The sequence below is a fragment of the Specibacter sp. RAF43 genome, assembly GCF_052114065.1.
In the GTDB taxonomy this organism is placed as follows: Bacteria; Actinomycetota; Actinomycetes; order Actinomycetales; family Micrococcaceae; genus Specibacter.
On record NZ_JBFREA010000001.1, the window covers coordinates 157,222 to 172,585 of the forward strand.

Sequence of the window (15,364 nt, forward strand, 5' to 3'; positions counted from 1 at the left end):
GCTGCGTGGCGGCGAGCCTACCCGGCGACCGGCTCGAGCCGGATAATGACCGACTTGGACGTCGGGGTGCCGCTGACGTCCGCCTTGGAGTCGAGCGGGACCAGGACGTTCGTCTCCGGGTAGTACGCGGCCGCGCAGCCCACGGGGGTGGAATACGCCACGACGCGAAATGCGGGGGCCCGGCGGTCCACGCCGTCCCTCCATTCGGAGACCAGGTCCACCAGGGCGCCGTCGGCGATGCCGAAGGCGTCAAGGTCCGACTGGTTGACAAAGACCACCCGGCGCCCACCCTTGATGCCGCGGTAGCGGTCGTCCTTGCCGTAAATGGTGGTGTTGTATTGGTCGTGGGAGCGCAGCGTCTGCAGCAGCAGGCGACCCTCGGGAATCGTGGGGTATTCCAGCGCGTTGCCCGTGAAATGGGCCTTGCCGGAGGCCGTGGTGAAGGAGCGCGAGTCCCGGGGGCCGTGCGGGAGGATGAAGCCGCCGGGCCGGTCGATCTTCGCCTCAAAGTCCGCGAAGCCGGGAACGACGGCGGCGATGTGGGCGCGGATCAGCGCATAGTCGCCGGCGAGCGCGGACCAATCCGCCACCGGCGCGCCGGGGCGGGTGCCGCCGTCGTCCGTGGAAAACAGCAGCGCGGCGAGCCGGCACACGATGGCGACCTCGGAGAGCAGCCGGTCCGACGCCGGGGCGAGCCGGCCGCGGGAGGCGTGCACGGCGCTCATCGAGTCCTCGACCGTGACGCGCTGGTCGCCGCCGGCCTGGGTGTCGCGCTCGGTGCGCCCCAGCGTGGGCAGGATCAGCGCCTGCCGGCCGGTGACCAGATGGGACTTGTTCAGTTTCGTGGAGATCTGCACCGTCAGGTTGAGCCGGCCCAGCGCCGCCTCGGTCACCGAGGAATCGGGGGTGGCGCGCACGAAGTTCCCGCCCATGCCGACAAACACTGAGGCCTTGCCGTCGCGCATGGCCTCGATGGCGGCCACGGTGTCGTAGCCGTCGGCGCGGGGGGAGGCGAACGCGAACTCGGCGTCCAGGGCGTCGTGGAACGCGGCGGGCATGCGCTCAAAGATGCCCATGGTGCGGTCGCCCTGGACGTTGGAGTGGCCGCGGACCGGGCACACGCCGGCGCCCGGCTTGCCGATGTTTCCCTGGAGCAGCAGCACATTCACTACGTCCCGCAGGGTGGCCACCGAATGCTTGTGCTGCGTCAGGCCCATGGCCCAGCACACCACGGTGGCGCTGGAGGCGAGCAGCCGCTCGCCGGTGGCCCGGATTTGCGCCTCGGTCAGCCCCGTGGCCGTGACGATCTCCGCCCACGTGACGGCCTCCAGCTGGGCGAGGCACTCGGCGAGCCCGGTGGTGTGCGCGTCGATGAACGCCGTGTCAAAGACGCGTCCGGCATGGGCGGAGCCGGGCCGACGCTGCTCCTCCAGCAGGAACTTGCCCAGCCCCTGGAACAGCGCCTGGTCCCCGCCGAGGCGGATCTGCAGGAAGTCGTCGGCCAGCGCGGTGCCCCCGCCCACCAGCCCGCGCACGGTTTGCGGGTTCTCGAAGCGCATCAGCCCGGCCTCGGGCAGCGGGTTGACGGCCACGATCACGGCGCCGTTTTTCTTCGCCTTTTCCAGCGCGCTGAGCATCCGCGGGTGGTTGGTGCCCGGATTCTGCCCGGCGATGATGATCAGCTCCGCCTGGTACAGGTCCTCCAGGGACACCGAGCCCTTGCCGATGCCGATGGTCTCGGTGAGCGCGGACCCGGATGATTCATGGCACATGTTGGAGCAGTCCGGCAGGTTGTTCGTGCCCAGCCCGCGCACCATGAGCTGGTACAGGAACGCGGCCTCGTTGGACGTGCGCCCGGACGTGTAGAAGATGGCCTGGTTCGGGTCCGCCAGGCCGCGCAGCTCCGCCGCCAGCAGTCCCAGCGCGTGGTCCCAGGACACCGGGACGTAGTGGTCGCTGCCCTCGGCCAGGAACATGGGATCCGTCAGGCGCCCCTGCTGGCCCAGCCGGAAATCGTCCCACTCGCGCAGCTCGGCGACGCTGTGTTCGGCAAAGAACGACGGCGGCACGCGCCTCTTCGTGGCCTCCTCGGCCACCGCCTTGGCCCCGTTCTCACAGAACTCCGCCGCATGCCGCTTGTCCTCCTCCGGCCACGCGCAGCCGGGGCAGTCAAAGCCGTCCTTTTGGTTGATCTTCAGCAGGGTTTGGGCGGTGCGCAGCGGACCCATCTGGTCCAGGGCGACCGCCATGGCATGGGCGATGCCGGGGATGCCGACGGCCTTGTTTTGGACCCGCCCAACGGTGAGCCGCTGCTCGTCGATGTTTTCCAAGGGAGCCTTGCCGGCCATGACAGATCCTTATCGCCGTTGGTGTGATGGTGCGGGCAGCCCGTCCCGCCGGTGACCGTCCCGGGCTGTCAAAGTCTTGTAGACGATCTAACCTGAAGTGAGAGCCAAATCAAACTGGAGGAACCAATGGGACGACTTATTCACCGGGTCAAGGCAGTGCGGCTGGACGTCGGCGCGCAACGCCGGGTGGTGCGTGAGGAGGCGTTGGCGGCCGAGGAGCCGTTGGAAATCCGGCTGGGCCATGAACCGTTCACCGTGAGCATGCGCACCCCGGGCGACGATTTTGACCTGGTGGCCGGCTTCCTGGTCTCCGAGGGCATCATCTTTGAGCCCGCGCAGCTCATCTCACTGCGCTTTTGTGCCGGCGAGGATGAGGACGGGCGCCAGACGTTCAACGTGGTGGAGGCCCAGCTCCGGCCCGACGTCGCCCTGCCGTTGGCGGCCGCCCAGCGCCACGTGACGACCACCAGCGCCTGCGGCATCTGCGGCACGGCCTCCATTGACGCGGTGCGGAAGTCCTCGCACTATTCGATCACGGCCCCGACGGACCAGCCCCTGGTCAAGGCCGAGGTGCTGGCGGGACTGCCGACCGAGCTGCGGGAGGCGCAAAAGCTGTTTGAACAAACCGGCGGGGTGCACGCGGCCGGGCTGTTCGCCCCCGACGGGGAGCTGCTGATCCTGCGTGAGGACGTGGGCCGGCACAACGCCGTCGACAAGGTGGTGGGCTCCGCTTTCCGGGATGCCCGCCTGCCGCTGGATGACACCGTCCTGCAGGTCTCCGGCCGGGCCTCCTTTGAGCTCGTCCAAAAGGCCGCGATGGCCGGGGTGCCGGTGCTCGCGGCGGTGAGTGCGCCGTCGTCGCTGGCGGTGGAGCTGGCCCGGGAGGCGGGGGTGACCCTGGTGGGGTTCAGCCGGGGCCGGACCCTGAACATTTACACGCACGGGGACCGGATCGGCGACTGACCCACTACGCCGGCCGCCCGGTGTCCCGTGTCGTCGGGCGCAGCCACGGCTCACTTCCTGAGGTGGTCGGTGAGGAAGGCCTCGGCCGGGCTGAGGTCCACCGGGCTCAGGTCCACCGGTCCGAGGTTCACCCGTCTGAGGTTCACCCGTCCGCCGCCGGTCGGGGCGGGGGCCGGGGCAGGGGCGGCGGCCAGGGTGCGGTTGATGCGCTTCATCAGCCACTTCGGGTACGACGGGGCCCGGACGTCGCGTGGTTCCGGCGGCAGGTACCGGCCGGTTGGTGACGTCCAGCCGGGCCGGCCCGACCCGGTCATGCGCGGAGTCCAGCCGCGCAGCCGCATGGCGGCCCGGTCCGGGGACTGGTCGGTACGGGCGCGTCCGGTGGACGTCCGGTCGTCGGTGAAGTGCTTGAGTTTGTGGTGCTTGCGGCACAGGGGTTCGGTTCCCTCCGCGGTGGTCCGCCCGCCCTTTTCCCAGGCGGTGAGGTGATCGTAGTCGGCGTGGACGGCCTTTTCGGTGCAGCCGGGAAATTGGCAGTACTCGTCCCGGGAGCGCAGGAAGGCCCGCATCTTCTTGCTCACCCGGCGCGATTGCGGGTTCAGCGCCAACGCCTCCCCGGTGACGGGGTCCGTCAGCATCGTCAGGAACGACGGCGCGTGGGCGGTCAGCCGCCGCGCCACGTCCAGGCTGATCGGCCCGTAGCCTTCCAGCTCCGCCGGGGTGTTGCCCAGTCCCAGCAGCGAGAGCATGGGGATGGTGATGATCGGGAGCACCCTGGGCATCGGCGGAAACGCCGGCACCGTCCCGGCCGCTTCGGGCAGACCGACCGCGCCGCTCGGGGCGGAACCGGGGAGGGTGGTGTCAGGTCCCGTGGACACGGGCAGGGTCTCGGGGGAGGGGATGACCGGATATCCGGCGCCGGGCGATGTGCCTCCGGGCAGGGTTTCGTATTCCCAGGGATCCCCCCGCTCATCGAAGCCGGGGTCCCCCAGGCCGCCGTCCTCCCGTACGGGATTCCCGGCGTCCTCCCGGAAGTGATCCTCGGGGTCCGGCCCGTCCGGCCTATCCGGCCCGTCCGGGGCAGGCTCGGGGCCGGGGACAAAGGCGGGACCGCGCCCCGGGACGCCGCCGGGATCGGCGTGGTAATCGGCATGGTAAACGGCGTCGGCCGGGCCGGGCACGCGGGTGGGAAGGGTGGGGTGGATGTGGTTTTCGGCCAGGGTTTGGCACAACAGCAGGGCCGCGGCGATGTCGAGGCGCAGTTGGGCCAGGGTGCGTGCCTCCGCCGGACCCTGGGCGGAGCGGGCAAGCAGCGTGCACTGGTCCCAGATGCACTCCGCGGTGGGCGCGGGGAGGTACAGGTTGAGCCAGGACATGCCGTCCCTGCCCCGCTCGATCGCGAGCCGCCGGCCCGCGTAGGCGTGCCGGGTGCGGGCGTCGATGGATTCCGGGTGGGACCGCTCCCGCAGCCGCCGCGCCTTGCCTCGGAAGGACGGCAGCGGGCACCCGGCGGCCTTGGCCAGCAGGGACTGTTCGTAGTCGGCGATCGCGTCGTCGTCGATGCCGGCGGCCCGCAGCGTGCCGGTTTCCTCCGCGATGACCACCGCATGCCCCCAGGACAGGTCTCCGGCATTTAGGCGCTCCCACGTGGCCGGCCGCTCCTGCACCAGGGTGGTGGACTGCGCGATCAATGCGCCGGCCGCCCCCTCGCTGATGACCAGGGTGGTGGCGACCTCGGCGCGGGCCGCCAGCCCGGAGATGTCCCGCTGCCAGGCATCAAACGCCAGGGCGGACGCCTCCACGGCGGCCGCGGCGGCCAGCCGCTCGATCACCGCGGCCTGGCAGGCCGCCGAGGAGTCCGTCAGCGCCTTCAACGCCGCCAGGGCGGCCACACACTCATCGATCACCGCGCGGGCCACCTCGACCTTCGTCAGCCGCGGCGACTCCGCGCCGTCGGACGGGTCGGCAAAGGGGGCGAAATCGGGCAGGCCGGCCAGCCACGGACTGTCGGTGGCGAAGCGTTCAATGGCAGGAAGGGTGAGCGCGGAGATCAGGGCCGCCACATTCGCTGTGGCGACCGTCTCGCCCCGTTTCCCGGGGAACCCCGCCGGACTGTCCATACCCTCAGGATACCGCCGCCGTAACCAAAATGAAATGGTTCCCCGAACAAATATTCTAATTATTTGCGTCCCGCTGTGCCGCTAGAGTTCGTGCAGCAGACGGCGGACGAATTGCCGGGTGCGCTCCTCCCGCGGCTGGCGGAGCACCTGGCTGGCGGGGCCGCGCTCCACCACGATGCCGCCGTCCATGAACACCACCTCGTCGGCGGTTTGGCGGGCAAAGGCAAGCTCGTGCGTGACGATCACCATGGTCCAGCCTTCGTCGGCCAGTTCCTTGATGACGGCCAGGACGTCGTCGACCAGCTCGGGATCCAGGGCGGAGGTGGGCTCATCGAAAAGCAGCAGTTGCGGCTTGAGGGCCAGGGCCCGCACGATGCCGACCCGCTGTTGCTGGCCGCCGGAGAGTTCAAAGGGATAGGCGTCCCGCTTCTCCAGAAGCCCCACGCGCTCGAGCAGCCTGTCGGCCTCGTCCACGGCCTGGGGGCGCGGGCGCTTTTGAACCTGCACCGGACCCTCGATCACGTTTTGGAGCACGGTCATGTGCGGAAAGAGGTTGTAGTGCTGGAACACCATGGCGCTTCGGTCGCGCAGGCTCGCCAGCTCGCGGCGCGAGACGGGGGCGGAAAAGTCCAGGGTGAGATTGACGCCGTGCCCCTTGCGCGGTTCCTCGGGGCCGGCGCCGGCGAGCTGCGCGCCCACGGTGACGGATCCGCCGTCGGGCGTCTCTAGGCCATTGAGGGAACGCAGGATGGTGGTCTTGCCCGAGCCCGACGGGCCGATCAGCGCCACGACCTTGCCCCGGGGGACGTCCAGGTCGATGCCGCGCAGCACCGTGTTGGCGCCGAAGGACTTGGTCAGCCCGCGAACCTGCAGGACGGCCGGAGCGGGGGCGGCGGAATCAGTGGGCGACATAGCGGTCCAACCTCTTTTCCAACTGGGCTTGGGCGGTGGAAAGGACCAGGCAGATCACCCAGTAGATGAGCGCCGCCTCCAGATACAGGAGCATGAATTCCTGGCTGAACGCGGCCACCTGCTGGGCGGCCCGGAACATCTCCGTGACCAGGATCAGCGAGGCCAGCGACGTGTCCTTCACGAGCGAGATGAACGTGTTGGACAGCGGCGGCACGGACACGCGGGCGGCCTGGGGCAGGATGATCCGCAGCAGCGCCTGCCCGCGGGACATGCCGATCATGTGCCCGGCCTCCCACTGGCCCGCCGGCACGGACAGGATGGCCGCCCGGATGACCTCCGCCGCATAGCCGCCGACGTTGAGCGAAAACGCGATGATGGCGCTGGGCCAGGGGTCGAGCTTCACCCCGATGGCCGGCAGCCCGTAGAAAATGACGAACAGCTGCACCAGCAGGGGGGTGCCGCGAATGACCGAGACGTAAAACCGGCCCAGGCCGGCGACCAGCTTGTTGCGGCTGAGCCGCATCAGGGCCACCAGCAGCGCGAGCACCAGCCCGATGGCGAAGGAGGCCAACGCCAGCGGAATGGTGCCCTTTACCGCGCCGAGTACCAGCGGCCCCAGCGAACTCCGGAACAGATCGACGTCCATGGGTGAACTCTAGCGCCCGGGAACCGGGCGACTACTTTGAAACGTCCTGGCCGAAGTACTTTTCGCTCAGCTTGGACAGCGTGCCGTCCGCGGCCAGCTCGGTCAGTGCCTTGTTGACGGCGGCCGTCAGCGCCGTCGAGCCCTTCCGGAACGCGAAGGCGGCATCGGAGGACTCCTTGGTGGTGGCGGCGATCTTCAGCCCGGAGTTCGGGTTGGTCACCTGGTAGTCCAGGAACGTGAGCTTGTCATTGACGATGGCGTCGACCCGGTCGTCCTTCAACAGGGCAACGGACTGGGCCCAGCCCTCGACGGCCTCGACCTTGGCGCCGCTGTCCTTGGCCAGCGTGTACCAGTTGCTGGTCAGCGACTGGGCGGTGGTCTTGCCCTTGAGGTCCTCGAAGGACTTGATCGCCGTGTTGGCGTCCTTCGTGACGATCACGCCCTGGGAGACGGTGTACGGGGCGGACAGACTGTACTTTTGCTGCCGTTCCGGGTTGACGGTGACCTGGTTGCCGATCGCGTCAAAGCGCTTGGCCTCCAGGCCGGCGAAAATGGAATCCCACTGGGTCTCCTCGAACTTGGCCTTGACGCCCAGCTTGTCCGCCACCGCCTTGGACACCTCGACGTCGTACCCGGTCAGTTCGCCCGCGCCGTTGGCGTGGAAGCTGAACGGCTTGTACGTGCCTTCGGTGGCAAAGACGATCTGCCCGGCCGACTTGATGCTGCTCAGGGACGTGTCGCCGTCGGCGGTGCTGGTGCTGGTGCCGGTGCTGCCGCCGCACGCCGCCAGGGCGATCGATGCCGCGGCGAGCATGCCAACAAGACCAAAAGTACGACGGTTCATGACGAATTCCTTAGCTGTGAATATTACGACGGCGCGGTGGTTTGGCCGGGCCGCATCACCAGTGACGCTACCACCGGCCACGGGCCAACGCCGAGAGCGTATTTCCCTACATGACGCGGTTGTGACGGGAGTGATTTGACTCACGCCGCCGCCGTGCGATAGCTCACCCCGGATTCCCACCCGGCGGCGGGTTCCGGTCGGGCCGCGGCGGGCCTAAGCTGGTAGCTTGCCCGCAAACAATTAAAGGACCTCACGCATGAGCATGGAAGGCGCGGCTTGGAGCTCCCTGTGGAGCTCCATGCGCTCGGACAAAAGCAACAACGGCATCTCCAAGGACACGCTGCGCCGGACCGTCAAATTCGCCCGGCCCTACAGCCGCAAGCTGCTGGTGTTCGTGGTGCTGTCCGTCGTCTCGGCCGGGCTGGCCGTGGCCACCCCGGTGCTCGCCGGCAAGGTTGTGGACGCGATCGTGGCGAAGACCGCGGTGGACGTGGTGCTGAACCTGGCCCTGCTCATTGCCGTCGTGGCCGTCCTGGATGCCGGGCTGAACCTGGTGATCCGCTGGATTTCGGCGAACCTGGGCGAGGGCGTCATCCTGGACCTGCGCACCGCCGTGTTTGACCACGTGCAGCGCATGCCGATCGCGTTCTTCACCCGCACCCGCACGGGTGCGCTCGTCAGCCGGCTGAACAGCGACGTCATCGGCGCGCAGCAGGCCTTCAGCGGCACGCTCTCGGGCATCGTGTCCAACTCGGTGCAGCTGGTGCTGACGCTGATCGTCATGCTGAACACCTCCTGGCTGGTCACGCTGCTGGCGTTGGTGCTGCTGCCGGTCTTCCTGGTCCCGGCGCGCCGCTTCGGCACCCGGCTGGCCGGGCTGCGGCGTGAGGCGGCCAACCTGAACGCGGACATGAGCACGCAGATGACCGAGCGGTTTTCCGCCCCCGGCGCCACGCTGGTGAAGCTGTTTGGCCGGCCGGCCGATGAATCACGCGAGTTTGCCGCCCGCGCCAACCGGGTCCGGGACATCGGGGTGCGCACCGCCATCATGCAGTTTGTGTTCTTCACGGCCCTGATGCTGGTCTCCTCCCTGGCCCTGGCGCTCGTCTACGGGCTGGGCGGCGCGCTCGCCATTGGCGGGACGCTTAACGCCGGCGACGTCGTCGTCCTGGCCCTGCTGCTGACCCGCCTGTACGCCCCGCTCACCGCGCTGGCCAACGCGCGGGTGGACATCATGAGCGCCCTGGTCAGCTTTGACCGGGTGTTTGAGATTTTGGACCTGAAGCCGCTGATCGCCGAGAAGCCCGGCGCCATGCCCGTGCCGCGCGGGCCGCTGAGCGTTGAATTCTCCGACGTCCGCTTCGCCTACCCGTCCGCCGACAAGGTCTCCCTGGCGTCCCTGGAGGATGTGGCCGTGCTGGACACCCGCGGCGGCGAGACCGTGCTGCACGGTGTGTCCTTCCGGGCCGAACCCGGCCAGACCATCGCCCTGGTCGGCTCCTCCGGCGCGGGCAAGTCAACCATCGCCCAGCTCCTGTCCCGCCTGTACGACGTCGACTCCGGCGCCGTGCGGATCGGCGGCATCGACGTGCGCGAACTTTCCTTCGACGGGCTCCGCGCCGGCGTCGGCATGGTGACCCAGGACGGGCACCTCTTCCATGAGTCCATCCGCTCCAACCTGCGCCTGGCCAAGCCCACGGCCACGGACGCCGAGCTGTGGGATGTGCTGCGCCGGGCCCGGCTGGAGGCGTTTGCCCGGGCCCTGCCCGACGGGCTCGACACGGTCGTGGGGGAGCGCGGCTACCGGCTCTCGGGCGGGGAGCGCCAGCGCCTGACCATTGCGCGCCTGCTGCTGGTGCAGCCGGCGGTCGTGATCCTGGACGAGGCGACGGCGGCCCTTGACTCCACGAACGAGGCCGCCGTGCAGGCCGCCCTGGCCGAGGCCCTGGTGGGACGGACCGCCCTGGTCATCGCCCACCGGCTGTCCACGATCCGCTCCGCCGATGCCATCCTGGTCGTCGAGGCCGGGCAGATCATCGAGCGCGGCACGCACGAGGAACTGCTGGCCGCTGGCGGCCGCTACGCCGAATTGCACGACACCCAGTTTGCCCAGGCCGTTGCCGCGGCCGAGGACGCCGCCCCCACCCCCTGACCCGCCGACTGACCCGCATTAGATGTCGGAAAAGGGGCGAAATCGCCCCTTTTCCGACATCTAATGCGGGTCAGTTCAAGAGGTCCGGGGAGGCGGTGCGACGGCCGTCCGCGGCCAGGAAGATCAAGGCCAGCAGGATGGGCCCGTAGGTCAGCATCGCCGACCACCCCAGCACTTCGCCGAGCAGCAGCGAGACCCCCAACAGCAACACCGGTTCCACATAGCCCAGCAGCCCGAACAGGGAGAGCGGCAGCCACTTGCTCGCCAACAGGTACAGCAGCATCGCAAAGGCGCCAAGCACCCCAATGGCGCCGGCGCCCCAATAGCCGCTGGCCGGCCCGCTCCCGCCGGGACCGTGTGGACCGGCGAGGATGAGCAGCACGCCCAGCGGCAGGAGCACGACGAGCTCGGCGGCAAAGGCACCCAGGGTGTCGAAGCCGGCCTTGCGCCGGAGCACAAAGTACACGGGGTAGCCCAGGCAAACCACCAGGGTGGGCCACGCCAGCCCGCCGGCCGCCAGGGACTCGTGCAGGACGCCCACGGCGGCCGCCGCCACGGCGAGTTTGCGCAGCAGGCTCAGCCGGTCGCGGAAGAACAGGCCCCCCGCCAGCACCATGGTCAGCGGCAGCAGGAAGTACCCAAAGGAGACGGAGAGGGCCATGTTGTTCAGCGGGGCCCACATGAACAGCCACAGCTGGACGCCAACGAGTCCGGCGGCCGGGATGCCCAGCAGCCCCAGGGTTGGGCGGCGGCGGATGCGCCGCAGGATGGTGCGGATCTCCTCCCGCCCCCACACCGTCAACGGCAAGACGAGGGCCAGCGTGGCCAGGGTCAGCACCACCCGCCAGCCAAAGATCTCTCCGGCGCCCCACCCGGACAGCAGGCCGGCGACCAGGAAGATGATGGCGAAGAGGGCCGACGCCCCGATCGAGACGGCCGTGCCCCGCCCCGCGCCGCGGGTGCTCATCAACCGGCCCTCACTTCAACGAAAAAGCCCCGGCACGCGGGACGCGAATTCCCGGGGTTCGGAACACCGCACCGCAGCGGCGCCCGCCGGGCAAGGAAAAAGTGCCCCCGCCGGGGATCGAACCCGGATTAGCCCTTTAGGAGAGGGCTGTCTTATCCATTGGACTACAGAGGCGCGTGATCCAGCCTAGCGGAACCGGATACCAGGATGGAAAACGATCCCGTCGGAACGGCTCACGGCGCGTCCGACGCCGGTGCGGCCTTTCGCCGCCGGCTCAGGAACAGCGCCGCACCCATGGCGACCAGGGAGGCGAGCAGCAGGATCCATGAGGCAACCACCAGCACCGAGGCCAGGGTGACCGCCCCGGGGTCGAGGGTCTCGGCCGAGAGCATCCCGTCGATGGTCACGTTGGCCCACAGCTGGATGCCGGCAAAGAGGACCGGGAACACCCACAAGATCCGGCGCAGTGCCTTTTTCGCCACATTCATGGCAATCAGCGTCATGGCCGTGATGCCGAATACCAGCGGGAAAAGCGTCCCGGCCGTCTTGTGCACAAATTGCAGCTGCCCGAGGGCGTCGGCGTCCATGGCCGCCCGCAACGACTCCACATGCCCCTGGCCGAAGCCGAACACGAGGGAATCGGGCATGGCCAGCCCGTCGGAGAGCTGCGTCAGCTGGTTCAGCGTGAGCAGGTGAAAGTACCAAAACAGGAGCAGGCTGGCCACGGCCCCGGCAATCAGGATCAGGTTTGCGTTCCCCTGCGCCTTTTGCGGGGTGCGCGTGGTGCTGGTGTTGACCACCCCGGAGCTCGGCGGAACGGGGTGGTTGCCGTGCTTTGCGGCGCGCTGGGCGGGAGTTTTAGCCATGCGCCCATTATCGCCGATACTAGGGTGGTTGTGTGGCTAAAGACCTGGATTCCCGACTTTCCGATCCCGAGCTCGCCGCCGCCCTGGTGAAAAACGCCGCCGGCCTGGCGCTGGCGGTGCGTGAACGGGGCCTGGCGGCGCTGCGGGGCACGGCCGAGCGCAAGACGGGCGTGGCCGACGTCGTCACCGCGGCCGACACCGCCGCCGAGGCGTACGTTGTGGCACAGCTGCGCCACCTCCGCCCCGCCGACTCCATCGTCGGGGAGGAGGGCGCGGCCTTCACCGGCACCAGCGGACGCACCTGGGTGATCGACCCGGTCGACGGGACGTGGAACTTTTTCTCCGGCTCCGCCTACTGGTGCTCCGCGCTGGCCCTGGCCGGCGGCGGGCCCGACGGCGCAGCCTCCGGCGGCGGGCACCTGGCCGACGCCGAGGTGCTGCTCGGCGCCGTGTACCAACCGCAGGAGGACCGGCTGTGGCTGGGCGGGACGTCGCACCCGGCCACCCTCAACGGCTCGCCCATCAGGGTTGAAAGCCGCGGCGACATCGGGCTGCTGTCCGTCGGAACCTACATCCACCCGGGGTGGCTGGCGGAGCCCCGGGCGGCGGTGCCGTGGCAGCGCGCCGCGGAGCTTCCGGCCACCTTGCGCATGTTCGGCTCCGGGTCGTGCGACCTGGGCCGGGTGGGCCAGGGCGAATTGGGCGCCTGGTTCCAGCACAGCTGCCCGGCCTGGGACTGGCTCCCCGGGAAGGGGATCGTGCGCGCGGCGGGCGGGGACACCGGCGTCGTGCGCGTCAATGACCTGGACTGGTTTGTGGCCGGTCCCGCCGGGGCGGTGGCCGCGATCTCGGCGGCGCTGCGGGCCGGGCGCCTGTAGCCCCCGTTTGTGCACAGGGGCCGGCGCCCGAGGGAAGAGTGTCGGCCGGGGCAACTAGACTGGAGGGACCATGGATATGTTGTTTGACCCGTACCCCAAGAAGTCTCCCACCGTCGCGAACCGGGCGCCCGGGCTCCCCGCGTGGCAGCCCGACGGCGGCGCGGAGGACCCCGGCCAGGACATGCCCGAATCCGGCTCCGGGCGCGGCCGCTGGCCGGATGCGGCCGGGCTGCTGGAGGGACTGAACCCGCAGCAGGAGGCCGCCGTGGTCCACGCCGGGGGGCCGTTGCTGATCGTCGCCGGGGCCGGCTCCGGCAAGACCCGGGTGCTCAGCCACCGGATCGCCTACCTGCTGGCCACCGGACGGGCGCATCCGGGGCAGATCCTGGCCATCACGTTTACCAACAAGGCTGCCGCGGAAATGCGCGAACGCATCGGCGCGCTCATTGGCGACGCCGCCAAGAGCATGTGGATTTCCACCTTCCACTCCTCGTGCGTGCGCATCCTGCGCCGGGAGGCCAAGACCATCGGGCTAAATTCCAACTTCTCCATCTATGACGCCGCCGACTCGCTGCGCCTGATCACCCTGGTGTCCAAGGGCCTGGACCTGGATCCGAAGAAGTTCGCGCCCAAGGCCATCATGCACAAGATTTCCGCCTTGAAGAACGACCTCATCGACGAGGACGATTTTTCCGGCACCGCCAATCACAACGAGCCCTTCGAGGCGGCGGTCGCGCAGGTGTACAAGGGCTACGCCTCGCGCCTGCGCCAAGCCAACGCCATGGACTTTGACGACCTCATCGCCCAGACCGTCTACATGTTCCGGGCGTTCCCGGGCGTGGCGGACTCCTACCGCCGCCGCTTCCGGCACGTGCTGGTCGACGAATACCAGGACACCAACCACGCCCAGTACGCGCTGGTGCGCGAGATCGTCGGAGGGCAGCCCGCGGACCTGGGAGCCGCAACCGCCGGGTGGGAGACCTTGGCGCCGGCGGAGCTGACCGTGGTGGGCGACTCCGACCAGTCGATCTACGCGTTCCGCGGGGCGGACATCCGCAACATCGTGGAGTTTGAAAAGGACTACCCGAGCGCGGAAACCATCAAGCTTGAGCAAAACTACCGCTCCACCCAGAACATCCTCAGCGCCGCCAACGCCGTCATCGCCCGGAACCCGAACCGACGCGAAAAGCGGCTGTGGACGGCGGAGGGCGACGGCGAGAAGATCGTCGGCTACGTTGCCGAATCCGAGCACGAGGAAGCCCGCTTCATCGCCGAGGAGATCGACCGCCTGCAGGACGAGATGGACATCCGCCCCGGCGACGTCGCCATCTTCTACCGCACCAACGCCCAATCCCGGGCCATCGAGGACATCCTGGTCCGCGTCGGCCTGCCCTACCGCGTGGTGGGCGGCACCCGCTTCTACGAGCGCAAGGAGATCAAGGACGCCCTCGCCTACCTGCGCGCCCTGGTCAACCCGGACGACGACGTGAACCTGCGCAGGATCCTCAACGAACCCAAGCGCGGCATCGGCGACCGGGCCGAGGGCGCCCTGGCCGCCCTGGCCGGGCGGGAACGGATTTCCTTCTCCGCCGCCCTGGCCCGGGCCGGGGACGCCCCGGGGATGGCCACCCGCTCGCTGAACGCGGTCAACGCCTTTGCCAAGATGATGGGGGACCTGGGCGAGATTGCGGCCACGACCGGGGCGGCAACCTCCCTGGAGGCCGTGCTGGAACAAACCGGCTACCTCGAGGCGCTGCGGAAAAGCACCGACCCCCAGGACGAGTCGCGCGTGGAGAACCTGGCCGAGCTGGTCGCCGTCGTGCGCGAATACGAGCGCGACAATCCCGACGGCACCCTGGGCGGGTTCCTGGAACAGGTGTCCCTCGTGGCCGATGCCGACCAGATCCCGGACGCCCCGGGCAGTTCCGAGGCCGAGGCCGCCGCCGCCGTGGCCGAGGCCAAGCGGCTGGGCGTGGTGACGCTGATGACCCTGCACACCGCCAAGGGTCTGGAGTTCCCGGTGGTGTTCCTGACCGGCATGGAGCACGGGATCTTCCCGCATTCGCGTTCGGCCACCTCGCCGACGGAGCTGGCCGAGGAACGCCGCCTGGCCTATGTGGGGCTGACCCGCGCCCGCAAGCGCCTGTACCTGACGCGCTCGGAGGTGCGCAGCCTGTGGGGACAGAGCCAGTACAACCCCGCCAGCCAGTTCATCGCCGAGGTTCCGGCGGAGCTGATCGTGTGGAAGCGCGAGGGCGCGGCCCGGCCGGCGCCGCTCCCGGGCGGTTTTGGCACCAGCCGCTACTCCGGCTCCTCCTGGGGTGCCGGCTCCGCGGTGGGCGGGCGGGACACCGGCCAGCTGCCGCCGAGCCTGTCCGTCCGGTCAACGGCCGGGCGCGTGCAGCCGCAAAAGGAGGTCATCTCGGTCAGCGTGGGCGAGAAGGTCAACCACACCTCGTTCGGCAACGGTGTGGTGCTGGCCGTGGAGGGCGTGGCGGACAAGACCGTGGCCAAGGTCCTCTTTGACATCGGCGAAAAACGCCTGCTGCTGCGCTACGCGCCGTTGACCAAGACGGACGTGTAGCCGCCCGCAGCGCCCGCCGGCGGCCCATTGTGGCCCGGTTCCGGCGGGCGTAAGGTCGGGGGAAACAGCGCCGCAGCCAGGGGA

11 protein-coding genes and 1 tRNA gene are annotated in these 15,364 nt (G+C 69.3%); 4 read left to right on the plus strand and 8 right to left on the minus strand.

The genetic code is table 11. The features are described from left to right. Positions 1 to 17: 17 nt before the first annotated feature. Positions 18 to 2,348, minus strand: a complete 2,331-nt coding sequence (locus AB4Y80_RS00710) for an FdhF/YdeP family oxidoreductase (protein ID WP_442211334.1) — start codon at positions 2,346 to 2,348, stop codon at positions 18 to 20. 126 nt (positions 2,349 to 2,474) lie between these two features. Here AB4Y80_RS00710 and fdhD point away from each other — a divergent pair, with 126 nt between their 5' ends. After that, the gene (gene fdhD, locus AB4Y80_RS00715; RefSeq protein WP_442211335.1) at positions 2,475 to 3,311 is read left to right on the plus strand and encodes a formate dehydrogenase accessory sulfurtransferase FdhD; all 837 of its coding nucleotides are present in this window, start codon (positions 2,475 to 2,477) and stop codon (positions 3,309 to 3,311) included. Positions 3,312 to 3,361: 50 nt separating this feature from the next. Here fdhD and AB4Y80_RS00720 read toward each other — a convergent pair whose 3' ends face one another. The 4 genes from AB4Y80_RS00720 to AB4Y80_RS00735 form a co-directional block, all read right to left on the minus strand. Further along, positions 3,362 to 5,431: a DUF222 domain-containing protein gene (locus AB4Y80_RS00720; RefSeq protein WP_442211336.1), complete on the minus strand. Its 2,070-nt coding sequence runs from the start codon at positions 5,429 to 5,431 to the stop codon at positions 3,362 to 3,364. 81 nt (positions 5,432 to 5,512) lie between these two features. Next, positions 5,513 to 6,343: an amino acid ABC transporter ATP-binding protein gene (locus AB4Y80_RS00725; RefSeq protein ID WP_442211337.1), complete on the minus strand. Its 831-nt coding sequence runs from the start codon at positions 6,341 to 6,343 to the stop codon at positions 5,513 to 5,515. Further along, on the minus strand, positions 6,330 to 6,989 hold the full coding sequence (locus AB4Y80_RS00730; protein WP_442211338.1) for an amino acid ABC transporter permease: 660 nt from the start codon (positions 6,987 to 6,989) through the stop codon (positions 6,330 to 6,332). The genes AB4Y80_RS00725 and AB4Y80_RS00730 overlap by 14 nt, the downstream gene beginning before the upstream one ends. A gap of 31 nt (positions 6,990 to 7,020) precedes the next feature. Further along, positions 7,021 to 7,833 carry an amino acid ABC transporter substrate-binding protein gene (locus AB4Y80_RS00735; protein WP_442211339.1) on the minus strand — a complete coding sequence of 271 codons (813 nt, stop codon included), beginning with the start codon at positions 7,831 to 7,833 and terminating at the stop codon, positions 7,021 to 7,023. A 256-nt stretch (positions 7,834 to 8,089) separates the two neighbouring features. Between AB4Y80_RS00735 and AB4Y80_RS00740 the strand changes: the two genes are divergently transcribed. After that, on the plus strand, positions 8,090 to 9,985 hold the full coding sequence (locus AB4Y80_RS00740; protein WP_442211341.1) for an ABC transporter ATP-binding protein: 1,896 nt from the start codon (positions 8,090 to 8,092) through the stop codon (positions 9,983 to 9,985). A gap of 70 nt (positions 9,986 to 10,055) precedes the next feature. Here the strand turns inward: AB4Y80_RS00740 and rarD are convergent, their stop codons facing one another. The 3 genes from rarD to AB4Y80_RS00755 all read right to left on the minus strand — a co-directional run bounded on the left by rarD (position 10,056) and on the right by AB4Y80_RS00755 (position 11,818). Next, positions 10,056 to 10,952, minus strand: a complete 897-nt coding sequence (rarD, locus tag AB4Y80_RS00745) for an EamA family transporter RarD (RefSeq protein ID WP_442211342.1) — start codon at positions 10,950 to 10,952, stop codon at positions 10,056 to 10,058. Between the two features lie 102 nt (positions 10,953 to 11,054). Next, a tRNA-Arg gene (locus AB4Y80_RS00750) sits at positions 11,055 to 11,126 on the minus strand. Positions 11,127 to 11,185: 59 nt separating this feature from the next. Next, positions 11,186 to 11,818: a hypothetical protein gene (locus tag AB4Y80_RS00755; RefSeq protein WP_442211343.1), complete on the minus strand. Its 633-nt coding sequence runs from the start codon at positions 11,816 to 11,818 to the stop codon at positions 11,186 to 11,188. A gap of 32 nt (positions 11,819 to 11,850) precedes the next feature. Between AB4Y80_RS00755 and AB4Y80_RS00760 the strand changes: the two genes are divergently transcribed. Together AB4Y80_RS00760 and pcrA are read left to right on the plus strand one after the other, a co-directional pair. After that, positions 11,851 to 12,696, plus strand: a complete 846-nt coding sequence (locus tag AB4Y80_RS00760; protein WP_442211344.1) for an inositol monophosphatase family protein — start codon at positions 11,851 to 11,853, stop codon at positions 12,694 to 12,696. Between the two features lie 70 nt (positions 12,697 to 12,766). Further along, complete coding sequence (gene pcrA, locus AB4Y80_RS00765) at positions 12,767 to 15,280, plus strand: DNA helicase PcrA (RefSeq protein ID WP_442211345.1); 2,514 nt, start codon at positions 12,767 to 12,769, stop codon at positions 15,278 to 15,280. Positions 15,281 to 15,364: the final 84 nt, after the last annotated feature.